The 26,275-nt window shown below is 55.3% G+C and carries 20 protein-coding genes; 6 read left to right on the top strand and 14 right to left on the bottom strand.

Going from position 1 to position 26,275, the window contains the following annotated elements:
• Positions 1 to 13: 13 nt before the first annotated feature.
• On the top strand, positions 14 to 1,474 hold the full coding sequence (locus ACSHSR_RS05430) for an aminoacyl-histidine dipeptidase (RefSeq protein ID WP_479631323.1): 1,461 nt from the start codon (positions 14 to 16) through the stop codon (positions 1,472 to 1,474).
• A gap of 228 nt (positions 1,475 to 1,702) precedes the next feature.
• Here the strand turns inward: ACSHSR_RS05430 and ACSHSR_RS05425 are convergent, their stop codons facing one another.
• On the bottom strand, positions 1,703 to 2,197 hold the full coding sequence (locus tag ACSHSR_RS05425) for a Dps family protein (protein ID WP_025009901.1): 495 nt from the start codon (positions 2,195 to 2,197) through the stop codon (positions 1,703 to 1,705).
• Between the two features lie 594 nt (positions 2,198 to 2,791).
• Between ACSHSR_RS05425 and ACSHSR_RS05420 the strand changes: the two genes are divergently transcribed.
• Positions 2,792 to 4,102, top strand: coding sequence for a methyl-accepting chemotaxis protein (locus ACSHSR_RS05420; RefSeq protein ID WP_187575483.1), 1,311 nt, complete (start codon positions 2,792 to 2,794; stop codon positions 4,100 to 4,102).
• Between the two features lie 63 nt (positions 4,103 to 4,165).
• Here the strand turns inward: ACSHSR_RS05420 and ACSHSR_RS05415 are convergent, their stop codons facing one another.
• The 12 genes from ACSHSR_RS05415 to ACSHSR_RS05360 all read right to left on the bottom strand — a co-directional run bounded on the left by ACSHSR_RS05415 (position 4,166) and on the right by ACSHSR_RS05360 (position 19,549).
• On the bottom strand, positions 4,166 to 6,286 hold the full coding sequence (locus ACSHSR_RS05415; RefSeq protein ID WP_187575484.1) for a methyl-accepting chemotaxis protein: 2,121 nt from the start codon (positions 6,284 to 6,286) through the stop codon (positions 4,166 to 4,168).
• Between the two features lie 369 nt (positions 6,287 to 6,655).
• Positions 6,656 to 7,927, bottom strand: coding sequence for a 4-aminobutyrate--2-oxoglutarate transaminase (gene gabT / locus ACSHSR_RS05410; RefSeq protein WP_025887874.1), 1,272 nt, complete (start codon positions 7,925 to 7,927; stop codon positions 6,656 to 6,658).
• 47 nt (positions 7,928 to 7,974) lie between these two features.
• Positions 7,975 to 9,417: an NADP-dependent succinate-semialdehyde dehydrogenase gene (gene gabD, locus ACSHSR_RS05405; RefSeq protein ID WP_117200392.1), complete on the bottom strand. Its 1,443-nt coding sequence runs from the start codon at positions 9,415 to 9,417 to the stop codon at positions 7,975 to 7,977.
• Positions 9,418 to 9,463: 46 nt separating this feature from the next.
• Positions 9,464 to 10,750, bottom strand: a complete 1,287-nt coding sequence (locus tag ACSHSR_RS05400; RefSeq protein ID WP_025009897.1) for an NAD(P)/FAD-dependent oxidoreductase — start codon at positions 10,748 to 10,750, stop codon at positions 9,464 to 9,466.
• 165 nt (positions 10,751 to 10,915) lie between these two features.
• Positions 10,916 to 11,731, bottom strand: a complete 816-nt coding sequence (locus ACSHSR_RS05395; RefSeq protein ID WP_025009896.1) for an ABC transporter permease subunit — start codon at positions 11,729 to 11,731, stop codon at positions 10,916 to 10,918.
• The gene (locus ACSHSR_RS05390) at positions 11,728 to 12,627 is read right to left on the bottom strand and encodes an ABC transporter permease subunit (protein ID WP_037436682.1); all 900 of its coding nucleotides are present in this window, start codon (positions 12,625 to 12,627) and stop codon (positions 11,728 to 11,730) included. The genes ACSHSR_RS05395 and ACSHSR_RS05390 overlap by 4 nt, the downstream gene beginning before the upstream one ends.
• Positions 12,624 to 13,760 carry a polyamine ABC transporter ATP-binding protein gene (gene potA, locus ACSHSR_RS05385; RefSeq protein WP_208184473.1) on the bottom strand — a complete coding sequence of 379 codons (1,137 nt, stop codon included), beginning with the start codon at positions 13,758 to 13,760 and terminating at the stop codon, positions 12,624 to 12,626. Before potA ends, ACSHSR_RS05390 begins: the two co-directional genes overlap by 4 nt.
• 118 nt (positions 13,761 to 13,878) lie before the next feature.
• Positions 13,879 to 14,976 (bottom strand): polyamine ABC transporter substrate-binding protein, encoded by a 1,098-nt coding sequence (locus ACSHSR_RS05380; protein WP_208184472.1) that lies wholly within the window; start codon positions 14,974 to 14,976, stop codon positions 13,879 to 13,881.
• Between the two features lie 155 nt (positions 14,977 to 15,131).
• Positions 15,132 to 16,505, bottom strand: coding sequence for an aspartate aminotransferase family protein (locus ACSHSR_RS05375; protein WP_479631322.1), 1,374 nt, complete (start codon positions 16,503 to 16,505; stop codon positions 15,132 to 15,134).
• Positions 16,506 to 16,515: 10 nt separating this feature from the next.
• Positions 16,516 to 17,865 carry a glutamine synthetase family protein gene (locus ACSHSR_RS05370; RefSeq protein ID WP_044733903.1) on the bottom strand — a complete coding sequence of 450 codons (1,350 nt, stop codon included), beginning with the start codon at positions 17,863 to 17,865 and terminating at the stop codon, positions 16,516 to 16,518.
• A 1-nt stretch (position 17,866) separates the two neighbouring features.
• Complete coding sequence (locus ACSHSR_RS05365) at positions 17,867 to 18,631, bottom strand: gamma-glutamyl-gamma-aminobutyrate hydrolase family protein (RefSeq protein ID WP_096141578.1); 765 nt, start codon at positions 18,629 to 18,631, stop codon at positions 17,867 to 17,869.
• A 369-nt stretch (positions 18,632 to 19,000) separates the two neighbouring features.
• Positions 19,001 to 19,549 carry a cupin domain-containing protein gene (locus ACSHSR_RS05360; RefSeq protein WP_028780691.1) on the bottom strand — a complete coding sequence of 183 codons (549 nt, stop codon included), beginning with the start codon at positions 19,547 to 19,549 and terminating at the stop codon, positions 19,001 to 19,003.
• 209 nt (positions 19,550 to 19,758) lie between these two features.
• On the opposite strand from ACSHSR_RS05360, the gene ACSHSR_RS05355 reads away from it, so the two are divergent.
• Together ACSHSR_RS05355 and ACSHSR_RS05350 are read left to right on the top strand one after the other, a co-directional pair.
• On the top strand, positions 19,759 to 21,066 hold the full coding sequence (locus ACSHSR_RS05355; protein WP_144133063.1) for an NAD(P)/FAD-dependent oxidoreductase: 1,308 nt from the start codon (positions 19,759 to 19,761) through the stop codon (positions 21,064 to 21,066).
• 72 nt (positions 21,067 to 21,138) lie between these two features.
• Positions 21,139 to 21,360 carry a hypothetical protein gene (locus ACSHSR_RS05350; RefSeq protein ID WP_145839283.1) on the top strand — a complete coding sequence of 74 codons (222 nt, stop codon included), beginning with the start codon at positions 21,139 to 21,141 and terminating at the stop codon, positions 21,358 to 21,360.
• Positions 21,361 to 21,681: 321 nt separating this feature from the next.
• Here ACSHSR_RS05350 and ACSHSR_RS05345 read toward each other — a convergent pair whose 3' ends face one another.
• Positions 21,682 to 23,178 carry an aldehyde dehydrogenase gene (locus ACSHSR_RS05345; protein WP_044733901.1) on the bottom strand — a complete coding sequence of 499 codons (1,497 nt, stop codon included), beginning with the start codon at positions 23,176 to 23,178 and terminating at the stop codon, positions 21,682 to 21,684.
• Positions 23,179 to 23,433: 255 nt separating this feature from the next.
• Between ACSHSR_RS05345 and aptA the strand changes: the two genes are divergently transcribed.
• Both aptA and ACSHSR_RS05335 read left to right on the top strand, forming a co-directional pair.
• Entirely contained in the window at positions 23,434 to 24,771 is a 1,338-nt protein-coding gene (gene aptA / locus ACSHSR_RS05340; protein WP_479631321.1) for an omega-aminotransferase AptA, read from the top strand.
• Positions 24,772 to 24,787: 16 nt separating this feature from the next.
• The gene (locus ACSHSR_RS05335) at positions 24,788 to 26,272 is read left to right on the top strand and encodes a CoA-acylating methylmalonate-semialdehyde dehydrogenase (protein ID WP_144218713.1); all 1,485 of its coding nucleotides are present in this window, start codon (positions 24,788 to 24,790) and stop codon (positions 26,270 to 26,272) included.
• Positions 26,273 to 26,275: the final 3 nt, after the last annotated feature.

Genomic DNA, 26,275 nt, shown 5'->3' with positions numbered 1-26,275 from the left:
TCAGGAGTTTGCTGTGTCCAGTCTCAGCCAATTGCAACCTCAGCCTCTATGGCAGTGGTTTGAACAAATCTGTGCCGTTCCTCACCCATCCAAGCATGAAGCCGCTCTCAGCCAGTATATTCAGAACTGGGCCAAAGACCGTCAGCTTGAGGTTATCGAAGATAAAGTCGGTAACCTGATTATTCGCAAAGATGCCACTCCCGGGATGGAAAACCGCAAACCCGTGGTGATCCAGGCCCATATCGATATGGTGCCGCAGAAAAATGCCGATAAAGAGCATGACTTCGTCAAAGATCCGATCCAGCCCTGGATTGATGGCGACTGGGTCAAGGCTCAGGGCACGACTCTGGGTGCCGATAACGGCATAGGCATGGCATCGGCGCTGGCAATTCTCGGCAGTGACGATATTCCCCACGGGCCACTGGAAGTGCTGCTGACCATAGATGAAGAAGCGGGTATGACAGGAGCCTTTGGCCTGGAAGCCGGTATGCTTCGCGGTGAAATCCTGATCAACACAGATTCCGAGCAGGAAGGCGAGATCTACATGGGCTGCGCCGGTGGCGTGGATGCCGAGATCACCCTGCCCATGGTCTGGGAAGCCACAGGCGATGGTTTCCAGGCATTCAACCTGACACTCTCCGGGCTAAAGGGTGGCCACTCAGGGGTGAACATTCACCTGGGACGCGGTAATGCCAACAAGCTGCTGGCCCGTTTTCTGTTTGAACACAGCGAAAGCCTGCAGCTGGAACTGGCCGAATTCAACGGCGGCTCGCTGCGTAACGCCATTCCCCGTGAAGCCAGTGCCACTATTCTGGTACCGGCCGAACAAGCCACAGCTTTGAGCGAAGCCGCCGCGGCTTTCCAGGCACTGCTTAGAGAAGAGCTGGCGGTTGCCGATCCGGCCGCTTGCCTGACTCTCACCGAAGTGCCGTTGCCTGCCAAGGTGATGAGCGAGCAGAGTCAGAACACCCTTATCGATCTGCTGCATGCCTGCCCCAATGGTGTCATGCGGATGAGTGACGAGATTGAAGGCGTGACCGAGACCTCACTCAACCTCGGGGTGATCAATACCAGCGAGCAGGATGTCAAACTCCTGTGCCTGATCCGCTCCTTGATTGACTCTGGCCGTAGCCAGATTGAGGGCATGCTGATCGCCCTGGCCAACCTGGCCGGTGCCGAAATCGACCTTTCCGGCGCCTACCCAGGCTGGAAGCCAGACAGCCAGTCTCCTGTGATGGCGATTGTGCGCGACACCTATCAGGACATCTACCATAAAGAACCGGTGATCATGGTGATCCATGCCGGTTTGGAATGTGGCCTGTTCAAGGAGCCCTATCCGGCGATGGATATGGTGTCTATCGGCCCCACCATACGTTTCCCTCACAGCCCGGATGAAATGGTGAATATCACCACAGTGGGCCAATATTGGCAGCTGCTGTTGGCTGTACTGGAACGTATTCCAGAAAAGGCCTGATACCTTAATAAAGGTACTTAAGCTTTGAGTAAATAGCGCCAAACGACTTGGCGTGGCGGCAAGGCGGCAAAGGCGGCAAGAGTAGCTCCCCATCAACATGGGCAAACTATGTGATTGGGATGAGCGAAGATTGCCAACACAGCTGCCACTTCAAGTTAGCAAGAGTAAAAAAGCCGCCCCTGGAGCACTCCGGGGCGGCTTTTTGATGCGTAGTGCCTAGCGTTTAGGCTATTCCTCCAGCAAGCTACGCAACATCCAGGCAGTCTTTTCGTGAACTTCCAGTCTGCGGGTCAGCAGATCGGCGCTCGGCTGGTCATTGGCCTTGTCGATAACGGGGAACAGGGCTCTGGCGGTGCGGGCCGTGGCCTCCTGGGCTTCGACCAGGTGCAATATCATCTCATTGGCAGAGGGCACACCTTCCACTTCCTTGATGGATGCCAGGCGAACAAACTCCTTATAAGTCCCCGGCGCCGGATACCCCAGGGCGCGGATCCGCTCGGCAATTTCATCCAGCGCATTCCACTGCTCCGTGTATTGCTCCATAAACATCAGATGCAGGCTGTTGAATTGCGGCCCTTTGACGTTCCAATGGAAATTATGGGTCATCAGATACAGGGTATAACTGTCGGCCAGCAGCGCAGAAAGCCCCGCGACAATTTTTTTACGATCCGCATCAGAGATACCTATATCTATGGTGGGTGCCTTGACTTTCTTGGTTGCCATATACACTCCTTTTGCTTGTTGGCGATAGCCGCGCTCAATGGCGACTAAAGATAAAATAGCCATAACAGAGTGGGATCTTATGCCCGGGCAAACCGTGATGAATATCACAACTTACTAAACTGTAGCGGCCCAAAGCCCAAAGGAGTTCTATTTATCAAGCAGGAAAACAGCTTTTTAACCAATTGATTTTCATAATCAAACATACATTCCCCCTGCGATAACCCCTTGTAACCGATTTGCCAAGTTCCCAATAGAAGCCAGACAAGGCAATCCGGGAATCTCTTTGCCGGCCAGAGCTTATATTTAGAGAAACTCGCGATCACTTTTCCGCAGCTTGACATCTTATGTTCATTAAAAGCTGATAGCCTGCCGACAAGCCTTATACCTTAAGCGCCGCGGCACAGGAGTGGTATCTTGACTTTGGCTTCATCCACACCTTTTACTTTGCCACGCTTATGTTACCTTTCACCGAAGCTATAATAAGTTAAAGCTGCAGCCCTACATCAGGAATGACAACTGCGAAATGGATTCTCGCCTCAGAATACGAGCCGACAGCAAGCTACCGACTAAACCTAACAAGTGGGGATCTGTTTTATGTTTTTTAATAAATCGTCCAAACAAGCACTGGCACAATGTCAATTGCAGCTGTCCAAGCAACTGGCAACAGAAGCCATAGAGCAATCGCTTGCCTGTGTGGTATTCACGCCCGACGGCACTGTGATAGAAGCCAATCGCCTGTTTGCCGAGTTGTTTGGCCTGGAGCATGAGAAGCTTAAAGGCATGCCACACAAAACCTTGTGTCAGGCCGATTATGCCGCCTCAACCCAGTACCGCAGTTTTTGGGAACAGCTCAGGCAAGGAAAAGCCGCTGCCGGGGTGTTTGAACGTCGCCACGCAAATGGCAGCAGCATTTATTTGCAGGCCACCTATTTCCCCGTGTTTGAGCAGGGTAAAGTCACCCGCGTCATGAAGATTGCCGCCGATGTCACCAACAGCCAAATGGAAACCGACACTCAAAAAGCCGTGGCCAACGCCCTGGATAACTCCCAGGCGATTATCGAGTTTGATCCCAAAGGTAATATCATTGAAGCCAACGCCAATTTTCTCGACGTCATGGGCTATACCCGGGCCGAACTGAAGGGGCAACACCACAAGCTGTTTTGTGACGAGGCCTTCTACCGGGAACACCCCCATTTTTGGGAAGAGCTCAATAAGGGCCAGTTCAAGTCCGGGCTGTTTAAACGCTTCAATAAACTGGGGCAAACCGTCTGGCTTGAGGCCAGCTATAACCCTATACGCAATCCCGCCGGTAAGGTGATCAAGGTGATTAAGTTTGCCAGTGATATCACCGCCAGGATAGAAAAGTCCCAGGCGATTAAGGAAGCGGCCGAAATAGCCCACAGCACGGCGCTGAATACCGGTGCCACAGTCGAGCAGGCGATAGACAGGCTGGACAGGGTAACCACCACCTCCAACAGCATAGCGTCTCAGGTACAGCAGGCCTCAGAGGCGATAGCTCAGCTCAATGAGCAGTCACGCAATATCCAGGCGATAGTCTCGACCATAAGCGCCATTGCAGAGCAGACCAACCTGTTGGCGCTCAATGCGGCGATTGAAGCGGCCCGTGCCGGTGAGCAAGGACGGGGGTTTGCCGTCGTCGCCGATGAAGTCAGACAACTGGCGGCCCGCACCAGTGAGTCGACCAAGGAGATAGGCTCTGTCGTCAATCAAAATGGTCAGCTCACAGACAAGGCCACCCGCGAAATGGCGGCGGTGGCCGAGGCGGCCAACCAGGGTAAGACCCAGCTGCAGGAAGTCGCAGACGTAATGGGCGCGATTCTCGATGGTGCCCGCAATGTGGTCGATACTGTCGCGTCCCTGTCTGATGAACATCACAGGCATTGAGCTGAAGGCGTCTCTCGCTCCTCTAAAAAAGAACCCAGCCGAGGCTGGGTTCTTTTTGTTTGCTTAGGTCTTGAGTCTATCCAATTGATCGTTTTGGCTGTCCACCAACTGTGCCAGCGTCTGACTGCTCTGCTCCGCCTCACCGGCCAGACGCGCCAGTTCGGCCGCCGAGTCTGAGATGCCGGTGATATTCTTGTTCACCTCTTCGGTGACAGCGCTTTGCTCCTCGGCCGCCGTGGCAATATGGGTGATCTGCGCCGAGATTTGATCCAGTTGGCTGACCATAAGATTCAGTGCACTGAGTGCCTGCTCTGTTTGCGACACGGCGTTTTTGGCCTGCTCCACTCCGCGTTCAATAATGTTGGAGGCGCTGCCCACTTCCTGCTGCAGTGACTCGATTAGACGACCAATATCCAGAGTCGAGCTCTGGGTCTTGGAAGCCAGCGCCCTCACTTCATCCGCTACCACGGCGAAACCTCGGCCCTGATCGCCGGCGCGGGCCGCTTCAATCGCCGCATTGAGCGCCAACAGATTGGTCTGTTCGGCGATGGCGCTGATCACTTCCAGAATGCTGCTGATGTTATTGCTGCTCTCCGCCACCTTGGCGACGGCGGCCTTGGCCTGCATCGACTCACTGGACATGGTATTGACGTAATCCATCGCCTTGTTGAGGCTGGTTTCACTGTCGCGGACATTGACCGCCATGGACTCAGTTTCCGATGCCGTCTGCTCCGAAGCCTTGGCCACTTCATGGGCCGTGGCGCTCATCTGGTTGACCGCGGCCACCACGCTCTCTATCTCACTGTATTGGCGATTGACACTGTCCAGTGTCTGGCGGGCAATTTCTGCCGTGGTTTGGCCCTCATCACGGGAGCGTCCGGCAAGCATTTTCAGCTCACGGATAAGCTCCCTGAGTTTGAGAATAAAGGCGTTTACCCCGGCGCCGAGGGCGATAAGCTCGGCGTGGGAAGTCACCTGAATGCTTTGGGTCAGGTCGCCTTCGGCACTGGCCAGATTCTCAACCCGGGATTGAATACTCTTGAGCGGTGCCAATATGCTGCGGATCACCAAAGCTATGGCCAGTACCGCCAGCACAGATACCAAGACGCCAACCCCGAGCAGCAAGCTGCCCAATTCAGTGGCCATCACTGTCATCTCTTCACTGAGCTTGGCCACGGGCGCAAAGGCGTTCACTTTGGGCACTTCAATCAACAGCGACCAGCGACTACCGGAAAGAGGAATGTCGATGCGGTGTGCAACCACTATGTCATTGTCCGTCAACATAAAGCCCTCGCCGCCGGCCAGAGCCACCATTTTGGCGGCCAGCTCAGGGGCGACAGACTCGGCCAGTGGCCGCGCCTTCTTGCTGTAATGACTGGCAGCCACCACCAGCCCCTTGCTGCTGAGCAGAGTAACCTTGGCCTTGCCCTGATAGAGCGACTGCGACAGTTGATCGATCAGTTTCTGAAATACCGGTAGGTTGACATCCACCCCGACAATACCGGCAAACTTGCCATCGCGCAGCGCCGGTACAGTCAAGGAGGTCATCAACTCATTGTTGCCCGGAGCTATCTCATACAGGTAGGGCTCCATCAAGCAGGGCTTGAGGGTGTCTTTACCGCACAGATACCACTCGGCCTCGCGAATGCCAAACTCGTTGAGCGTGGCGACATACTTCTCCTCGGCATCGTCCACCTGGTATTGCTCAATGCTGCCGTCGTTATTGCGGGTAAAGTAGATCTCCAGCGACCCGGCGCCGGGCACACTGTGTTTGCTCGCTTGCTGTTGATACTGCCAATCCAGGCCGTCGTATCCATCGGGCTCAAACTGGGCATAGATGGAGGAAACCTGGCTGTTCTTTCTGAGCACCGCCTCGACGGTTGTCTGCACTTCTTCCCGGGTCATGGGATCCCGCTCAGAGGTCAGCTCCAGAATCCCCGCCAATGACCAGGGAATGCGGTAGGCCTCATCAATAAAACCGGCGACTTTCTCACCGTATTGGGCGGCACTGGCCTCGAGCTTATCGCGGATCTCCAGCTCCAGCGTCTGCTGCACCTCTGCCGACAGACGTTGGTTTTGATCCGACAGAGACCACCAGAGACTGATGGAGAGAATGGCCACTGTTATGAGAAACAGCGCCGAAGTTATCCAGAGAAGTTTGGTTCCGATGGAGAGTTGCTTCATCCAAGGCTCCTGATAGCGGCGGGCGCAATGCGCTTGTAAATGAAAGGTTAACAGCTACAAAGATAGCACCATGGACTCTCCCTGTCTCTATCTACTAGCACTTATGGATTATTTTTACCAAGGAAAGTGCCAATAAGCCTTCGCGGCACTCTGGCTTGCACTGCCATTGGCACTGCTGAGCTTGCCGATAAGTCATTCCGTCTTTTCCACTTGCGTGGCAACGGCCGATTAAAGGCAAGGGCCCCCACTGAGTTCGCTTGGTACTTGTTACTCTCTTCCCAAATAAGTCTGGAAAGTGTCAACTGTATTCCGGATGGGTCACAGACATAAAAAAGGGAAGCGCTGGGCTTCCCTATCATCCTTCCCAGCTCAACTACGCAGTTGCCGGAAACACTCGGCAATAATCTCCAGCCCCTGCTGCAGATCCCTATCACTGACGGTCAAAGGCACCAAGAGACGCAGTACATTGCCATAAGTGCCACAGGAAAGCAGGATAAGACCGCGCTCCCGCGCCAAGGTGAGGACTCGTGCACAATACTCGGGCTTGGGCACACCGTCTTCAACCAGCTCCATGGCCACCATGGCGCCCAGGCCGCGAACATCGGCAATAAAGTCGTACTCCTGTTGCAGCTTGCCAAGCGCCTCTTTAATGACAGTGCCCACCTGGTTGGCCCGCGCCAGCAGCTGTTCCTTCTCGAAGGTTTCTATCACCGCCAGGGCGGCAGCGCAGGCAAGCGGATTGCCGCCATAGGTGCCTCCCAAACCGCCGGGGCCTATGGCATCCATCATCTCGGCCCGGCCGGTAATGCCTGAGAGCGGGAAACCACCGGCAATGGACTTGGCAAAAGTCGTGATATCGGCGGCAACACCCATCTGCTCCATGGCAAAGAAGGTGCCGGTACGGCCGGCGCCCGTCTGCACCTCATCGGCAATCAGCACTATCCCTTCCTTGTCACACAGCTTGCGCAGCCGCGCCATAAACTCGGGGGATGCGGCATAGAAGCCGCCCTCGCCCTGCACCGGCTCAAGAATAATGGCGGCAATATCCGCCGGTTCGGCATCATTCTTGAAAATCTGCTCGATGGACTTCATCGCATCGTCGTCACTCACACCATGCAGCGCGCAGGGATATTGGGCACGAAACACGTTGGCCTGCATCAGCCCCATGCCCTTACTGTAGGGTGCCACTTTGCCGGTGAGCGCCAGCGTTGCCATGGTGCGGCCATGATAGCCTGAGGTAAAGGCGATGACGCCGCTGCGTTTGGTGTAGGCCCTGGCGACCTTGAGAGCATTTTCCACCGCCTCCGAGCCACTGGTAAACAGCGCCGACTTCTTGGCGAAATCCCCGGGAACCAGGGCGTTGAGCTTTTCGCAGACGGCCACATAACTCTCATAGCCCAGCACCATAAAACAGGTATGGGAGAAGTCTTCCAACTGGCGGGCAACTGCCTGCTTGACTCTGGGATGCAGGTGCCCGGTATTGAGCACGGCTATGCCACCGGCAAAGTCCAGATATTCGCGGCCCTCGACGTCCCATACCCGGGCATTTTCCGCCCGTTCCACAAACACAGGGTGTATCTGTCCCACACCCGGTGCCACTGCGGCCTGGCGCCGCACCATCAGAGAGTCATTGCTTATCATCCTGCTATCCTCTGTTGTTGTCCCGGCATCGCCGGGACATGGGTTAATCAGACCGAGAGGCAGAGATACTTGATCTCCAGATATTCCTCTATGCCGTATTTAGAGCCTTCCCGTCCCAGCCCCGAGGCCTTGATGCCACCAAAAGGCGCCACTTCGTTGGAGATAAGCCCGGTATTGATCCCCACCATGCCGTATTCCAGCGCCTCGGCGACTTTCCAGACTCTGGAGATATCCCTGGCGTAGAAATAGGCCGCCAAGCCAAACTCGGTATCGTTGGCCATGGCGATCACTTCATCGACACTGTCAAAGCGGAACAGCGGCGCCAGCGGGCCAAAGGTTTCCTCTTTGGCAACCCGCATGCTGCCATTTACCTCGGTCAAAATAGTGGGCTCGAAGAAGTTACCGCCCAGCGCCCGGCCGCCTGTCTTGACTTTGGCGCCTTTGGAGACGGCATCCTCAAGATGAGCCTGCACCTTTTTCACCGCATTCTTGTCGATAAGCGGCCCTGTGGTAATGCCGGACTCTGTGCCAACACCCACCTTGAGCTCGGCCACTTTGGCGGCCAGCTTTTCGCTAAAAGCATCATAAACGGACGACTGCACATAGATGCGGTTGGCGCAGACGCAGGTCTGGCCGGCATTGCGGTATTTGGAGATCATCGCCCCTTCCACCGCCGCATCCAGATCGGCATCGTCAAACACGATAAAGGGCGCGTTGCCGCCGAGCTCCAGTGACAGTTTCTTCAGCGTAGCGGCGCATTGCTGCATCAGATGAATGCCCACGCCGGTCGAGCCGGTGAAAGACAGCTTACGCACCACGGCGCTTTCGCAAAGGGTATTGCCTATCGCCTTGGCATCGCCGGTGATTACGCTGAAAACACCGGGAGGAATGCCGGCTTCAATCGCCAGGTAGGCCAGCGCCAGAGCGGTAAAAGGGGTCTGCGGCGCCGGTTTGACTATCATGGTGCAACCGGCCGCCAGTGCCGGCCCCGCCTTACGGGTGATCATCGCCGCCGGGAAGTTCCAGGGCGTAATGGCCGCAGTCACGCCCACGGGCTGCTTGATCACCAACAGGCGCTTGTCTTGTTGATGGCCGGGGATAGTATCGCCGTAAACCCGCTTGCCCTCTTCGGCAAACCACTCGATAAAGGAGGCGGCGTAGGTGACCTCACCGCGGGCTTCTGCCAGAGGCTTACCCTGCTCTGTGGTCATCAGCAGCGCCAAGTCATCGGCGTGTTGATTGATAAGTTCGAACCAGCGTTTGAGAATGGTGCTGCGCTCTTTGGCGGTCAGCGCCCGCCAGGCCGGAAGAGCCCGCTCGGCGGCATCTATGGCTCTGTGGGTCTCAAACGCGCCCATCTCTGGCACACTGCCGATACGCTCGCCGGTGGCCGGGTTGAAAATATTGACCTTCTTGCCTGAGTCTGCGTCCAGCCACTGGCCATCGATATAGGCTTGTTCACGCAGCAGCGCACTCTGGTTAAGTTTCATTGCGACTCCTTTAAATGGGCGCCAAGCGCCCTTGTACGGATAGACATCAAATACCCAGTTTGTCCCTCAGGCTGTAATACCAGGCGCCGAGCGCAGAAAAGGGGACTCGCAGGGCATGTCCGCCGGGAAATGGATAATGGGGCAGGCTGGCAAAGGCATCGAAACGCTCCGCCTGTCCGGTCAGCACCTCGGCAATCAACTTGCCCGCCAGGTGGGTATAAGTCACCCCATGACCACTACAGCCCTGGGAGTAATAGATGTTGCTGCCAATCCTGCCGACCTGAGGCAAACGGGAGAGTGTCAGCAGAAAGTTGCCTGTCCAGGTATAGTCGATACGGACCCCTTTCAATTGGGGGAAGGTCTTGAGCAGCTTGGGCAGGATAATCGCTTTGATATTCTCCGGATCTCGGGCGCCGTACACTACACCGCCACCATAGATCAGGCGTTTGTCGGCCGACAGGCGGAAATAATCCAGCAGATAGTTACAGTCCTCGACGCAGTAGTCCTGCGGCAACAGACTGTGGGCCAACTCTTCACCCAAGGGTTCTGTCGTGATTACCTGGGTACCGCAAGGCATGGATTTGGCAGCAAGTTGGGGCAGCAGTTTGCCAAGATAGGCATTTCCTGCCACCACCACAAACCTGGCCTTAACCTGGCCATTGGCGGTATGTACTATAGGGTACTCCCCTTCGTCGATACGTACTACGGCCGAATCCTCAAAAATTTTTCCACCGAGAGATTCCACCGCCCTCGCCTCACCCAGCGCCAGGTTCAGCGGATGGATATGGCCACCACTCTTGTCCAGCAAGCCGCCGATATAACGGTCTGTATTGACCACCTGGCGAATGCCGGCATCATCCAACAGCTGCAGCTGTTCTGTGTGGCCATATCGCTCCCAAAGGGCTTTTTGCTGCTGCAGATGCCCCATCTGTTTGCGGTTGATGGCAGCAAATACCCCGCCGTTTTTGAGGTCACAATCTATCTGGTATTTTTCGATGCGTTCGCGGATGATGCGGCCGCCCTCGAAGGCCATTTCGCCAAAGAGCTTGGCCTGCGCCTTACCGACAGTGCTCTCTATCACATCGAGATCGCGGCTGTAGCTGTTGACTATCTGGCCACCGTTGCGGCCCGAGGCGCCCCAGCCCACTCTGGCCGCTTCCAATACCACCACCTTGAAACCGGCCTCCAACAGGTGCAGCGCCGAGCTGAGCCCGGTATAACCGGCTCCAATCACACAGACATCGGTTTCCAGCACCTCGCTTAAGCTGTTGCGTTCACGGGTGTCATTGGCCGAATCGGCATAATAAGAGGAGGTGTGGGCAGTGGCAGTCATGGTTAATTCAGCCTTCTATGTTTGTTATTTTTAACACTTGCATCATCCTACACAGTTAAATCGACTAAAACCAGTAGAAAACGCATTATAAAACACACTTTGTTCAAAATTTAAAACACGCAAGAAAAATAGCGGCGGTGGCTGTCACAGCCAACCGCCTAATTGTTATTCCTCTGTTTGTCTGCTGCGGCGTTCGGCGCGGCGCGCCAGATACCAGGACAGGAAAGCGATCAGGGATACCACCAGAATGATCAGTGTCGCCAGGGCGTTGATCTTGGGGGACACCCCGAGCCGCACCGAGGAGAACACCACCATAGGCAGTGTAGTGGCGCCAGGTCCCGAGGCGAAGCTGGCAATCACCAGATCGTCCAGCGACAGGCTGAACGACAACAGCCAGCCCGCCATCAGCGCCGGGGCTATCATGGGCACAGTTATCAGGAAGAAGGTCTTCAGCGGTGTCGCCCCCAGATCCATCGCCGCCTCTTCAATAGAGAGATCCAGCTCCCTGAGGCGCGATGACACCACCACGGCCACATAGGCGGCGCAGAAGGTGGAATGAGCAATCCAGACCGTCATCCTGCCCCGCTCAGCCGGCCAGCCGAGCAGATCCGACATATGCACAAACAGCAGCATCAGCGACAGACCCGTGATCACCTCGGGCATAACCAAGGGCGCCGTAATCATGTTCGACAGCGTCAGCTTGGCCCAGGAGCGACGAAAGCGTGTCATAACAAAGGCCGCCATAGTGCCTATGATCACCGCCATGGTCGAGCTGTAAAAGGCGATTTGCAGACTGGTCCAGACCGCATCCAGTATCTGCTGATCGGCAAACAGCTCGGCGTACCACTTGGCGGAAAAGCCGCCCCAGACAGTTACCAGTTTGGAGGCGTTGAAAGAGTAGAAAATCAGAATAAACATGGGGGCATACAGAAACACCAGCCCAATCCATAACATCAGGGTCGAGAAACTCAGCTTCTTCATATCTCTTTCTCCAGACTGCGGCTCTGATAGCGATGGAACAGGGTGATGGGCACAATCAGCAGCACCAGCATCACTATCGCCAGCGATGAAGCCACCGGCCAGTCACGGTTGTTGAAGAACTCCTGCCACAGCACCTTACCTATCATCAGCGAGTCCGGCCCGCCAAGCAGCTCGGGGATCACAAACTCCCCCACGGCCGGAATAAACACCAGCATGGAACCGGCAATGACGCCGCTCTTGGACAGGGGCAGCGTCACTTTCCAGAAGGTATTGAGACTGCGGGAGCCGAGATCGGCCGCGGCTTCCAGCAGGCTGACATCCAGCTTCACCAAGGTGGCGTACAGCGGCAATATCATAAAGGGCAGATACGCATAGATGATGCCGATATACACCGCCAGATTGGTATTGAGCATCTGCAGCGGCTCATCAACAATCCCAAGCCCCAGCAGCAGGTTATTGATAAGCCCTGTATTGCTCAAAATCCCCATCCAGGCGTAGACCCGAATAAGAAATGAGGTCCAGGAGGGCAACATCACCAACAATAGCAGCACTGTCTGCAACCTGGCCGGCGCCCGGGCGATGGCATAGGCCATGGGATACCCCAGCAGCAGACAGCCTAGGGTGGAAACCAGCGCCATCTTGAGCGAGTTGAGATAGGCCGAGTAATACATGGAGTCGCTGAGCAGCAACAGATAGTTACTCAGGTTGATAAATACCTGCAGCACTTCGTCGGCATACTGAAAACTTGGCTCATAGGGCGGAATGGCAATCGCCGCGGTGGAAAAGCTTATCTTCAATACTATGGCGAACGGCAGCGCGAAAAACAGCAGCAACCACAGATAGGGAAAGCCTATGGTCAGGTGGCGGCCTTTGAATCCTAACTTGAGCTTCTTCATGATCTTAACACCACGCCACTGGTGTCCTCCCAACTGATATAGACTTCATCATCCCAGGTGGGGTGATCGGCGCGGCGTTCACGGTTGGTCATGCTGCACTGGACTATCTGACCATTGCCAAGGCGAATGTAATACACGGAGAAACCACCGAGATAGGCGATATCGTGGACTATGCCCTTGGCCCAGTTGTATTGCTCTTCGGGCTGCTCGCGGCTTATCAGGGTTTTTTCCGGCCTGACCGCCAACCAGACATGCTTGTCCTCGACGCTGGTAGACACCCCATAACCCACGTAAAACGCCTGGTTCAGGCTCTCGGACTGAATGATCACATGGTCCACCTCATCGGCGGTGATCTCCCCCTCAAACAGATTCACTGTGCCGATAAACTCGGCAATCATCCTACTGTTGGGGCTTTCATAGATATCCATAGGCGAACCGGTCTGGGCTATCCAGCCATCGCTCATGATGGCAATCCGCTCGGCCATGGTCATGGCTTCTTCCTGATCATGGGTGACCATGACGCAGGTCACCCCCACCCGCTCGAGAATTTCCACCACTTCGAGTTGCATCTGGGTCCGCAGTTTTTTATCCAGCGCCCCCATGGGCTCGTCCAGCAGCAGGAGTTTCGGCCGCTTGGCCAAAGAACGGGCCAACGCCACCCGCTGGCGCTGACCGCCGGAGAGTTGATGCGGCTTGCGGTGGGCATATTTTTCCATATGCACCAGCTTGAGCATCTCCTGCACCCGCTGCTCGATTTCAGCCTTGGGTAACTTGTCCTGCTTGAGGCCGAAGGCGATATTCTGTGCCACCGTCATATGGGGAAACAGGGCGTAGGATTGGAACATCATATTGATGGGGCGTTCATAGGGCGGCAGATGGGTAATGTCCTGACCATCGAGAAAAATGCGTCCTTCGGTAGGCTTTTCAAAACCGGCCAACATTCTCAAAAGAGTCGACTTACCTGAGCCTGAGCCGCCGAGCAAGGCAAAGATCTCGCCCTTGTTGATGGTCAGCGACACATCATCCACGGCGCGAACATCGTCAAAGAGTTTGCTGACCCGCTCGATTTTGAGCAGCACTTCATCCTGGGTTTTATTATTGGGTTTGACAGGAATGCCCGAGGTGATTGCCATAATACTTCTCCGCAAAATACCAAATGGACGGCTCAGCGGCCGCCGCTGGTGGAACGAGTAAAGTTTGCCTGTACTACGCAATCAGACAATGAAGGGGCACCTGGCCCCTGAGTTATTGTTATTGGCCGGATTTAACCTTGGTCCAAACCCGGGTCAGGGCCCGCTGGGCCTTGAGTGGACGAATTTCCCCCACATACAGGTTGTCCAGAGTTGCCTGTGGTGGATAGATGCCGGGATCGTTACGGATAGACTCATCCACCAGTTTCTGCGCCGGTACATTGGGGTTGGCGTAGGAAACATAGTTGGAGATGGGGGCTATCACTTCCGGCCTGAGCAGGTAGTTGATAAAAGTCAGCGCATTATCGACATTGCCGGCGTCGGCAGGGATAGCCAACATATCAAACCAGAGGTTGGCGCCTTCCTTGGGAATGGTATAGGCGATCTTGTTGCCGTTACCTGCCTCATCGGCGCGGGTCGCCGCCTGGAGGATATCGCCGGAGAAACCGAAGGCGACACAGATATCACCATTGGCCAGATCCGAGATATAGCGCGATGAATGGAAATAAGTGATATAAGGCCGTATCTTGGCCAGCACTTCACCGGCCTTTTCAAAGTCGGCCGCCTTGGTACTGTTGGGATCCAATCCCAGATAGATCAGCGCCTGCGGCACCATATCATCGGCCGAGTCCAGCATGGACATGCCGCAGGATGACAGCTTCTCGGCATACTTGGGGTTGAACATCAGTTCGAGCGAATCTGTGGGAGCATCCTCTCCCAGCAGCTCTTTTACCTTGGCGACGTTATAGCCTATACCGTTGGTGCCCCAGAGGTAAGGCACGGCATACTGATTGCCCGGATCGGCCTTCTCCAGCTGTTTCATCAACTGGGGATCCAGATTCTGATAGTTGCTCAGCTTGCTTTTATCCAGAGGCTTAAAGGCCCCGGCCTTGATCTGCTTGGCAAGAAAGTTGTTCGAAGGCACGACAATGTCATAACCGGAGCGGCCGGAAAGCAGTTTGGCTTCAACCACTTCGTTGCTGTCAAACACGTCATAGATCACCCGGATCCCGGTTTCCTTCTGGAAGTTGGCCAGGGTATCTTCGGCGATATAGTCACTCCAGTTATATACCCGGACGACTTCTTCGGCCTGGGCCGTGGCAGCGGCCGCAAGGCCTCCCAACAGTGCCACAGACGTTACTTTGGTCAATAGCTTCATGCTCTCTCCTTTTACGGGTAGCAGCGGTTGTAACCCGCCTTCAATTGTTAACTTATTGTCATTGTTATTAGTGTCACCAATGCTACTCCCTAAAACCCGCATCGGCGCCTTGGCAGCAAGGTATATCATGCCCTTACCGCCAATGGCAGGCAATCTTAGTCGTTCGATTTTTGTACATCCGCGTAGGTCATATCGAGCGCTTGTTTCGCCTTTGTTACCAATTCATCGATTTGAGCCTGGGTTATCACCAGGGGTGGCGCGATGATCATAGTGTCTCCCACCGCCCGCATCACCAAGCCACTGGCAATGGAATGCTCCCGGCACTGAGTACCTACCCCAAGCTCGGCAGCAAAGCGCTGATGACTCGCCTTATCTGCGACCAGTTCCAGCGCGGCCACCATGCCAACGCCGCGCACCTCACCCACCAGCGGATGCTGGGCCAAGACTTCCCGCAGCCGCTGCTGCAGATAAGGCGCGGTTTCCTCGGCCACTTTGGCGACTATGTTTTCCTGCTTCATCAGGCGTAAGTTTTCCAGTGCCACCGCGGCACTGAGTGGATGGCCCGAATAAGTGTAGCCGTGAGCAAATTCACCGCCCTTATCCAGCGCATCGGCGACTTTATCCGACACTATCACTCCGCCCATGGGGGCGTAGCCCGAAGTCATCCCCTTGGCTATGGTGATAAGATCCGGCTCAAGATCGTAATACTCGGCGGCAAAGTAACAGCCGGTGCGGCCAAAGCCGGTGATCACTTCATCGAGGATGAACAATATGTCGTACTTGGCGAGGATCTTTTTGATCTCCGGCCAATAGCTGTCCGGCGGGACTATCACGCCGCCGGCGCCCTGAATAGGCTCGGCAATAAATGCCGCCACCTTGTCTTCACCCAGCTCGAGGATCTTGCTTTCAAGCTCGCGGGCGCAGCGAATGCCAAACTCTTCGGCAGACTGTCCCTGGCCCTCGCCATACCAGTAAGGTTGGGCAATGTGGACTATGCCTGGAATGGGCAGATCGCCCTGGGCATGCATACCACTCATGCCACCAAGACTGGCACCGGCAACTGTGGAACCGTGATAGGCATTGTGGCGCGAGATAATGGTTTTCTTCTCCGGCTTGCCCTGGATGTCCCAGTAATGACGCACCAGGCGCAAGTTGGTGTCATTGGCCTCTGAGCCAGATCCGGTGAAGAACACCTTGTTCATATGAGGTGGTGCCAGCGCGGCTATCTCGGCGGCCAGTTCAATCGCCGGCGGGTGGCTGCACTGAAAGAAGCTGTTGTAGTAAGGCAATTCCAGCAACTGATGTGCCGCCACATCGGCGATGGAACGCAGGCCATAGCCCATGTTGACGCACCAGAGTCCGGCCATGCCATCGAGAATTTGATTGCCCTGTGAATCCCAGATATAGACGCCATCGGCGCGGGTAATCACCCGCCCGCCCGCCTGTTTCAACGCCTTGGGATCGGTAAAGGGATGCAAGTGGTGGGCATGGTCCTTGGCCTGCCAGCTTTGGGTCTGTTGTGATTTCATCTCTCCCTCCTTAGACAGTCAGCAGCAGGAATTCCCGCTCCCAGGAACTCACCACCCGGCGGAAATTCTCAAGCTCGGCGCGCTTGACCGCGACAAAACCTGTGGTGAAATCTTCCCCCAGATATTTACGGCAATATAGGCTCTCTTCCATCATGGCCATCGCCTCTTCCAGCGTCTGCGGCAAAGAGATCCCCGAGCGGTCTTCGTTGGCCCGGCCCTGCACCGGCGTCGAAGGTTTCACGTCTTCAACGATTCCCAAATAGCCGCACAACAAGCTGGCGGCAATGGCCAGATAGGCGTTGGCATCGGCCCCCGGGATACGGTTTTCAATGCGGCGATTTTGCGGTGAAGACTCAGGGATCCTCAGGCCACAGGTGCGATTCTCCTCGCCCCACTCCAGATTGACCGGCGCCGAGGTGCCCGGCAGGAAGCGGCGGAATGAGTTGACGTTGGGCGCCATCAGTGGCAGAAATTCCGGCATAAAGCGCTGCAGCCCGCCGATATAACTGAGGAAGTTCTGGCTCATGGTGCCATCTTCGCGGGTGAAGATATTCTTGCCGGTTTCCTTGTCGATAACACTCTGATGCAGGTGCATGGCGCTGCCAGGCTCATTGGTCACAGGCTTGGCCATAAAGGTGGCGCAGACGCCGTGTTTGAGGGCGGCCTCTCTCAGGGTGCGTTTGAACACAAACACCTGATCCGCCAGCGCCAGTGGATTGCCGTGGCTGAAGTTGATCTCCATCTGCGCCGTGCCTTCCTCGTGGATCAGGGTATCGATATCCAGCTCCTGCGCCTCACACCAGTCGTACATATCCTCAAACAGGGGATCATACTCATTGGCGGCATCGATGGAGAAGGACTGACGTCCGGATTCGGCGCGGCCTGAGCGGCCAACCGGGGGCTTGAGTGGCAGATCGGGATCGTCACTGCGACTGGTGAGATAAAACTCCATCTCGGGGGCAATCACCGGCTCCCAGCCCTTATCTTCATAGAGCTTGAGCACTTTTTTCAATACGTTGCGCGGCGACAGCTCCAGCGGATTGCCCATCTTGTCATAGGTATCGTGGATCACCTGAGCAGTGGCCTCCAGGGTCCAGGGCAACATAAAGACCGCGTTTTCATCGGGCACGCAGACAAAGTCGATATCGGCGCTGTTGAGCAGGCCATAGTAGGCCTCATCATCGACATAATCGCCGGTCACGGTTTGCAGCAACACACTCTCGGGCAGCCGCATGCCCTTTTCATCGATAAACTTGTCTACCGGGGCAATTTTGCCGCGGGCGATACCTGTCATATCGCAGATAACACATTCAACTTCGGTTATTTTTTGTTCTTTTAAGAAGGCTTCAAGCTTATTCATATTATTTATTCCGCTGTTGCGCCCTAAGACTGCAAGCCTCCCCAAAGGCCTTAAAAATTGCGCTGTAGAAGGGGTTATTTCTGACTTGCCATTCCGGATGCCACTGCACTCCCAAGGCGAATGCCTTGGCGTCGGTGACAGAGAAGGCTTCAATCAGACCATCTGGAGCATGCGCTTCAGGCCGCAACCCCTGACCCAGGCGCTCCACGCCCTGAGTATGGACGGAATTAACCATCGCATGGCTACGGCCCCAGGCGTCGAAAAGCATCCCTCCAGGTTCTATGCTGACCTCGTGGGACAAGCCATACTGCACCTGCAGCGGCGCGCTCTTGTCTTCTCTGTGTTCAATAAAACCACCCACTTCATAGAGCTTCTGGTGCAAACTGCCGCCGTAAGCCACATTCATTTCCTGAAAGCCGCGGCAGATCCCGAGTACCGGCACTCCGGCCTCTATGGCAGCGCGAATTAAAGGCAAGGTAGTGTCATCCCGCTTGGGATCATGGTGGGTGCCCGGTTCGCTGGCCGGGCCTTGGTAATGATGAGGTTCAACATTGGAGGGGGAGCCGGTAAACAATATGCCGTCTAGGCGTTCGAGCAGTTGTGCTATCGGGGTATCGGCCCCCAATGCCGGGATCACCAGGGGCCAGGCTCCGGCACCTTCGACCACCCCCAAGAGGTATTTCTCGCCAACAATATTGAAAGGATGCAGCCCCAACTGCTCATTGCATGCGGTTACACCCACCAACGCCATTGCTGCCTGTGCCATATCTCACCCCAAAACACTCAAATCCAGGTCTCAGTTTTGAACATTCACCAAAGCAAATGTTCATTTTTTCACACACTACACGGATTTTTTCGCACAGGCAAGAGGTTAATATCCTGTTAAACGCAACCTCAAACTAAAATTATTTAAGCTTTTATTTTTAAATGAATATTTAAAAATACCTTGTGTTTGAGATAGGTGTAAACAAGCTTGAACAAGGCAAAAAATTGGCTTTGCATCACACTGGTTCAGCGGGCACCAATTCGGTGCACACGGGGTTATACGGTCGATATTATTTACACTTTCAGGCAAATATGCTGCCCGAAGTGAATTTACGGGCAGCAAATCGCAATCAGCAGAGGAAATGGAAGATCAAAAGTTGGCAGGAGTGGTGGCACTGACCAGATGACAGGGTTCATCGAAAGGATTTCGGAACCTGTGTGGTTGTTCGCTATTGAAATAGTAGCTGTCACCGGCCTCCAGAATAAACACCTCTTCACCGACCGTCAGTTCAAAGCGACCGGTGATCACCAGCGCCGCTTCTTCCCCTTCGTGGCGCAGCATCTCTTCACCCGTATCGGCTCCCGGGGGATAAGTCTCCGACATCACAGACATGGCACGGTTGGGGTAATCCCGACCAATAAGCTTGAACTCCAGTGGCCCAGTGCCTATGTCCAAAAGCTCATTGGAGCGATACACCACTTTTTGCTCGGTAGTGCCGTTTTCACCTATGGAGAAAAACTCCACCAGCGACATGGGGATCCCCGAAAGCACTTTCTTGAGTGAACTGACTGAAGGGCTGACACTGTTTTTCTCTATCATAGAGATGGTGCTGTTGGTCACCCCGGCGCGTTTAGCCAGCTCACGCTGGGACAGGCCTTTCATCTTTCTAACAGCCTTGAGGCTGGCACCTATATCCAAATCGCAAATCCCCCAAAAATCTCTTATCAGGCGGTTACAGGACACGGTCGGCAGCGGCTTCTGCACAAGGGCAACCAGGGTCCCGGTGAAATTGTTTTGTATTATATGACAAAAGCATGTTAAATAAAACGAACACTTTGAAGGCAAGAGTGCGACGACCGTCGGATGTAACCAGCCGAGTCCAAACTTATAACAAGAACGGAGCCATGATGCCAATCCAGTCCCCCATTCACAGTGACAACTATCCCGCCTCTTTTTACCATGCGACCGCCAAAGAATTGTTTCAGCATCCCAGGCTGGAAGAGTCCTTGGAGACAGATGTCTGCGTTATAGGCGCAGGCTTCAGCGGCCTCAACAGTGCCATCGAACTGGCTGAACGAGGCTTTGGGGTCACCATACTGGAAGCCAAAAAAGTGGGCTGGGGCGCCTCAGGGCGTAATGGCGGAGAGTTGATCCGCGGTATTGGCCATAATATTGAACAGTTTGAGCCCAGTATAGGTAAAGAAGGTGTACTGGCTATCAAGCAGATGGGTTTTGAAGCCGTCGATATCGTCCGGGAACGGATCGCGCAATATCAAATCGATTGCGATCTGCGCTGGGGCTACTGCGATCTGGCGCTGAAACCAAGACATATGCAGGAGCTTGAGCAGGAGCTTACCGAGCTTGAGCAACTTGGCTACCCACATAAGCTCAAGCTGTTGTCCAAGGAGCAGTTGCCGGAAGTCATAGGCTCTGAGCGTTATCTCGGCGCGCTCAGCGACATGGGCAGCGGCCATCTGCACCCTTTGAATCTAGCCCTCGGCGAGGCCCGTGCGGCCCGGAGCCTGGGGGTTAACATCTATGAAGACAGCGCCGCCACCGAAATCATCAAGGGCGAGCAGATACGGGTCAGGACTGAGAGAGGTGAAGTCCGTTGCCGCTATCTGATTTTGGCCGGCAATGCCTATATAGGTGCCAAACTCGAACCTCATATCGGCGGCAAGGTGCTACCGGCCGGCAGTTATCTGCTAGCGACCGAGCCTCTGCCGCAAGCTCTCTGCGCTGACATTATTCCGCAGAATATGGCCTTCGCCGATATGAGCATAGCACTGGACTATTTTCATCTGTCAGCCGACAACCGCCTGTTATTTGGCGGACTGTGCAACTACTCGGGCAGAGATCCCAAGGACATTTGCGCCGCGCTCAGGCCCAATATGGAAAGAGTCTTCCCGGCGCTCAAGGGCGTGAAAATAGATTATCAGTGGGGTGGCATGATAGGGATAGGCGCCAATCGTATGCCGCAGATAGGCAGGTTGCCGGATAGCCCCAACATCTATTTCGCCCAGGCCTATGCCGGGCATGGCGTCAATGCCACCCATATGGCGGGGCGTCTGCTGGCAGAAGCTATCAGTCAGCAGGCTGAGCGCTTCGATATCTTTGCCTCAATAGATCATATGACCTTCCCGGGTGGCCCGGCGCTGCGCTCGCCCATTCTGGCGGCGGGCATGCTGTACCATAGATTCAAGGATCTATTCTGAACAAGGCCTGTTTTGAAGACGAGTGTATGTTGAGTAGGGAGCCATTTTGAAAATAAGTACAGCAAAAGCGTTGTGGCAGTCGTGAATACTCCCTTCGATATCAGCCGCATTCATACTCCGCAGGGGATTTTTCGCCTCAAGGGGGAACTGCAAGCCTCACCGCCGAAACTCGTGTGCAGGCAGCTTGAAATTCTCGGCAGTGACGGTTGGCTGGAGCTGCGAGTCGAAGATAACCGCACTCAAGTGTTGCTCGATGCGCTGTTTGAACCTGTGAGTGAACATCTCAAGCCCTGAACTTAAGGAAGGTGCGAATAAGTCCTCGCGGCACTCTGGCTTACACAGCAATTGGCGTTCAAGGCATCTGACTGAAGGCATGCCGGGGCCTGTCGAAGTCGGATAACGCAGAGAGCCGATTGCTGTGCAAGCCCCGAAGGGCGTGGCTTACAAGCCTGCCTGCTGTGTTGTGCTTCTTGCAAAGGACTAGGGCCATTTGCTGCGAACCACGCCTTGCATCCAGGCCTGTAAGCCGACGCAGAGCACGCATGGGACTTGTTCGCACCTTCCTTAGCGACAATCCCCCGCAAGGCAGGGGGATTGTCTATGACAGCAAACCGATTAAATGGCTATCCAGGTTGCCTTAATTTCTGTGTATTTATCAAAAGCATGCAGCGACTTATCTCGGCCGTTACCCGACTGCTTATAACCACCGAAAGGCGCCGTCATATCGCCGCCGTCATAATGATTGATCCACACCATGCCGCTTCTCAGCGCCTTGGCGGTTCTGTGGGCCTTGCTGAGATCCGCTGTCCACACACCGGCCGCCAAGCCATAGATGCTATCGTTGCCTATGGCTATCGCCTGCTCCATTCCCTCAAATTCAATCACACTCAGTACAGGGCCGAAGATCTCCTCGCGGGCGATACTCATCTGATTATTCACTTCACGAAACAGAGTCGGCGCCACATAAACGCCACCGGTTTCAGCCATGAGTTGCTCGCCGCCACAGGCCAGCACAGCACCTTGCTGCTTACCCGCCTCGATATAACCGAGAATAGTCTGCAGCTGCTGCTGATCCACCACAGCGCCACTAACGGTATCCGGATCCAGCGGATGTCCTGGCTGCCAGGATTTGAGTTCGTCGATAATGAGCGCTATCAGTTGCTCCTTGACCCCGGACTCCACCAGCAGGCGCGAACCTGCGGTGCAAACTTCACCCTGGTTGAAGGCGATGGCCGAAGCTGCCGCCTGCGCCGCCGCCTTGAGATCCGGGCAATCGTTAAAGACTATGTGGGGGCTCTTGCCACCGGCCTCCAACCACACACGTTTCATATTGGACTGACCGGCGTAGACCATCAGTTGCTTGGCTATCTTGGTGGAGCCGGTAAACACCAGGGTATCGACATCCATATGCAGCGCCAGCGCCTTGCCAACTGTATGACCAAAACCGGGCAATACATTGAGCACTCCGGGCGGGATCCCGGCTTCCAAGGCAATGGCAGCCATACGAATCGCCGTCAAAGGGGATTTTTCCGAGGGTTTGAGGATAACAGAATTACCGCTGGCCAGCGCCGGCCCCAGTTTCCAGCAGGCCATCAGCAGGGGGAAGTTCCACGGCACAATCGCGGCCACTACCCCGACAGGCTCACGGGTGATCATGCCTATTTCATTGTCAGCTGTGGGCGCTATCTCGTCGTAAATCTTGTCAACCGCTTCGCCGGACCAACGCAAGGCCCTGGCGGCATTGGTCACATCCACCGACTTGGAAAAACGGATTGGCTTGCCCATATCCAGGGTTTCCAGCAAGGCCAGTTCATCACTATGCGCCTCCAGCAAATCGGCAAAGCGTATCATCACCTTTTTGCGCTCTACCGGCGCCATTCGCGACCAGACTCCGGATTCAAAACTGGCTCTGGCACTGGCCACCGCCGCCTCGGCATCGGCCAGATCGCAACTGGCTACGGCGGCAAGCTTGTTGCCATCCACAGGGCTGATGCAATCGAAGGTCTCTCCGGATACGGCTGCACAATACTCTCCATGGATAAAGGCTTGGCCACAGATCTGCAATTGCGCGGCCAACTGCTGCCATTGCTGACGGGTTTGCGGTGTACTCATAAATCCTCTCATCTGCTTGCAAGCGGGCATTCCACTACCTCAGTAGGCCTATCGCGGCCAACTCGTGCAGCCATCGCGAGTTATTCGGGTCGCTCCAGATTAGCCTCGAGCACGGCATAAATTCAATATATTTTACAAAAATAGATTTTTTGGCATAAATAATTGCACACAGGCCTTCCATGTTCATTATTTCTGACATAGCATAGCGAAATATCAATCACCATTAACAAGCCCGCAACACTAAGGTTAATGCTTATGGCAGAGCTAAAACAACAGGCGAAAACACAGGGCAATCTCGAGCATTACTGGATGCCTTTCAGTGCCAACCGTCAATTCAAGCAGACTCCCAGGCTACTGGCTTCGGCCGAAGGCATGTATTACCGGGATGTCGATGGCCGTCAGGTGCTGGACGGCACCGCAGGTCTTTGGTGCTGTAATGCCGGCCATGGCCGGGCGGAGATCAGTGAGGCGGTCAGCCGTCAGATCCGCGAAATGGACTATGCCCCCAGTTTTCAGATGGGTCATCCGTTGGCATTCGAGTTGGCCGAGCGCCTCAGTGAAATCGCCCCGCCCGGCATGAACCGTATCTTCTTTACCAACTCGGGCTCAGAGTCAGTCGACACCGCACTCAAGCTGGCACTGTGTTACCACAGAGCCAATGGCGAACCGAGCCGCAGCCGTTTTATCGGCCGTGAGCTGGGCTATCACGGTGTGGGGTTTGGCGGTATTTCGGTGGGCGGAATTGGCAATAACCGTAAAGGTTTCAGCCCGCAGCTCCTCGGCGGCGTAGATCACCTGCCCCACACTCTGGATATGGAAGCCAACGCCTTCAGCCGCGGCTTGCCCGAGCATGGCGCCGACAAGGCCAAGGCGCTCGAGGGGCTGATTGCCCTGCATGGCGCAGAGAACATCGCCGCCGTTATCATAGAGCCCATGTCGGGTTCGGCCGGGGTAATATTGCCTCCCAAGGGCTATCTCAAACGCCTTCGGGAAATCACCCAAAAGTACGGCATATTGCTGATATTCGATGAAGTGATTACAGGTTTTGGCCGGGTGGGCGGCGCTTTTGCCAGTAACCACTGGGATGTGACCCCAGACATAATGACCACGGCCAAGGCGCTCAACAATGGCGCCATCCCCATGGGCGCGGTGTTTGTGCAGCAAGCGATTCATGATGCCTGTATGCAGGGCCCCGAGGCGATGATCGAGTTCTTTCACGGCTATACCTATTCAGGGCATCCAGTTGCGGCCGCGGCGGCACTGGCCACCCTGGATATCTACCGTGACGAAAAACTGTTTGAACGCACTACAACGCTGGCGCCCTACTTTGAGCAGGCGCTGCACAGTCTCAAGGGGCTGCCCAATGTCATCGATATTCGCAATACCGGCCTGGTGGGTGGCATTCAACTGGCCCCCAGCCCGCAAGGTGTTGGCAAACGCGGCTATCAGATTTTCGAGCGCTGTTTCTGGCAAGGTGCGCTGGTACGGGCCACCGCCGACATCATCGCCCTCTCCCCGCCACTGATAGTGGAAGAGTCCCAAATAGATCAACTGATTTCCACCCTGGCCGACGCCATCCAAACCGTCGACTGAAGCACACAGGATAGTTATGCGTATTTACAGCCACTATATAGATGGACATGAGACAGATGGCAGCCAGGCTCAGGCTTCACTGCCCATTTTCAACCCGGCCAACGGCAAAGAGCAAGCCAGAGTCGCCCTCGCCTCCAAGGCAGATACAGAACGGGCGATAGACTCGGCCAAGCAGGCCTTTGACGCTTGGTCAAAGGTATCGCCCCTTAACCGGGCACGGGTACTGTTTCGCTTCAAAGCCCTGGTAGAAGCCCATATGGATGAACTGGCCGAGCTTATCTGCCTGCAACACGGCAAAGTGCTTGAGGATGCCAGGGGCGAGCTGGTTCGAGGGCTGGAAGTGGTGGAGTTTGCCTGCGGCATTCCCCATCTTCTCAAGGGGGAACACACGGAGCAGGTTGGCACTGGCGTCGATGCCTGGAGCATCAATCAACCGCTCGGGGTGGTTGCCGGCATTTCGCCGTTCAATTTCCCTGTGATGGTTCCCATGTGGATGTTCCCGATTGCCATCGCCTGCGGCAATACCTTTGTGATGAAGCCATCGGAAAAGAACCCGGCGCCGGTACTCAGAATTGCCGAGCTGCTAACCCAGGCCGGGCTGCCGGATGGGGTCTTCAATGTTATCAACGGCGACAAGCTGGCGGTAGATACCCTGCTCTGCCATCAGGATGTTCAGGCCATCTCCTTTGTCGGTTCAACGCCTGTGGCCGAGTATATCTACAGTAAGGCATCGGTTCACGGCAAGCGGGTACAGGCACTCGGCGGCGCCAAGAACCACATGCTGCTGATGCCGGATGCCGATCTGGAACTGGCCAGCAACGCCCTGATGGGCGCGGCCTATGGCTCTGCCGGCGAGCGCTGTATGGCAATTTCCGTGGTACTGGCGGTTGCTGATGTGGCCGATGCCCTGATAGAAAAACTGCAACCCAAGATAGCAGCGCTCAAGGTAGGTAACGGCCTGGAGCCGGGTATGGAAATGGGGCCGCTCATCTCCCGCGCGCATCTGGACAAGGTCTGCAGCTATATAGACAGCGGTATACAGCAGGGCGCAGTTTGCCTGGTCGATGGCCGCAATACCTTGGCAGACAGTGAAGGTTTCTTTCTCGGTGCGACCCTGTTCGATGGCGTAACCCCTGAGATGCAGATTTACCGGGAAGAGATCTTCGGCCCAGTGCTTTGCATAGTCAGGGTAGCCGACTATGACTCGGCGCTGGCTCTTATCAATCAACATGAGTTCGGCAACGGCACCGCCATCTTTACCCAGAGCGGCGAGCTGGCGCGCGACTTTTGCCACTCGGTGCAAGTCGGCATGGTGGGGGTCAATGTGCCTATCCCTGTGCCCATGGCATTTCACAGTTTCGGCGGTTGGAAACGCTCGCTGTTTGGCCCACTGCATATGCACGGCCCGGATGGAGTTCGCTTCTACACCCGGCGCAAAGCCGTTACCGCCCGCTGGCCCAAACAGCTGAGTGCCGATTTCATCATGCCGACCATGAAATAGGGA

The sequence above is a fragment of the Shewanella sp. VK101 genome, from assembly GCF_056497865.1.
This window is presented reverse-complemented; position numbering and strand designations above follow the sequence as displayed.

Bases quoted from the DNA above. Each gene is read 5' to 3' on its own strand.
- ACSHSR_RS05425 (WP_025009901.1), bottom strand. From the start codon at position 2,197: ATGGCAACCAAGAAAGTCAAGGCACCCACCATAGATATAGGTATCTCT.
- ACSHSR_RS05420 (WP_187575483.1), top strand. From the start codon at position 2,792: ATGTTTTTTAATAAATCGTCCAAACAAGCACTGGCACAATGTCAATTG.
- ACSHSR_RS05415 (WP_187575484.1), bottom strand. From the start codon at position 6,286: ATGAAGCAACTCTCCATCGGAACCAAACTTCTCTGGATAACTTCGGCG.
- gabT (WP_025887874.1), bottom strand. From the start codon at position 7,927: ATGATAAGCAATGACTCTCTGATGGTGCGGCGCCAGGCCGCAGTGGCA.
- gabD (WP_117200392.1), bottom strand. From the start codon at position 9,417: ATGAAACTTAACCAGAGTGCGCTGCTGCGTGAACAAGCCTATATCGAT.
- ACSHSR_RS05400 (WP_025009897.1), bottom strand. From the start codon at position 10,750: ATGACTGCCACTGCCCACACCTCCTCTTATTATGCCGATTCGGCCAAT.
- ACSHSR_RS05395 (WP_025009896.1), bottom strand. From the start codon at position 11,731: ATGAAGAAGCTGAGTTTCTCGACCCTGATGTTATGGATTGGGCTGGTG.
- ACSHSR_RS05390 (WP_037436682.1), bottom strand. From the start codon at position 12,627: ATGAAGAAGCTCAAGTTAGGATTCAAAGGCCGCCACCTGACCATAGGC.
- potA (WP_208184473.1), bottom strand. From the start codon at position 13,760: ATGGCAATCACCTCGGGCATTCCTGTCAAACCCAATAATAAAACCCAG.
- ACSHSR_RS05380 (WP_208184472.1), bottom strand. From the start codon at position 14,976: ATGAAGCTATTGACCAAAGTAACGTCTGTGGCACTGTTGGGAGGCCTT.
- ACSHSR_RS05375 (WP_479631322.1), bottom strand. From the start codon at position 16,505: ATGAAATCACAACAGACCCAAAGCTGGCAGGCCAAGGACCATGCCCAC.
- ACSHSR_RS05370 (WP_044733903.1), bottom strand. From the start codon at position 17,865: ATGAATAAGCTTGAAGCCTTCTTAAAAGAACAAAAAATAACCGAAGTT.
- ACSHSR_RS05365 (WP_096141578.1), bottom strand. From the start codon at position 18,631: ATGGCACAGGCAGCAATGGCGTTGGTGGGTGTAACCGCATGCAATGAG.
- ACSHSR_RS05355 (WP_144133063.1), top strand. From the start codon at position 19,759: ATGCCAATCCAGTCCCCCATTCACAGTGACAACTATCCCGCCTCTTTT.
- ACSHSR_RS05345 (WP_044733901.1), bottom strand. From the start codon at position 23,178: ATGAGTACACCGCAAACCCGTCAGCAATGGCAGCAGTTGGCCGCGCAA.
- aptA (WP_479631321.1), top strand. From the start codon at position 23,434: ATGGCAGAGCTAAAACAACAGGCGAAAACACAGGGCAATCTCGAGCAT.
- ACSHSR_RS05335 (WP_144218713.1), top strand. From the start codon at position 24,788: ATGCGTATTTACAGCCACTATATAGATGGACATGAGACAGATGGCAGC.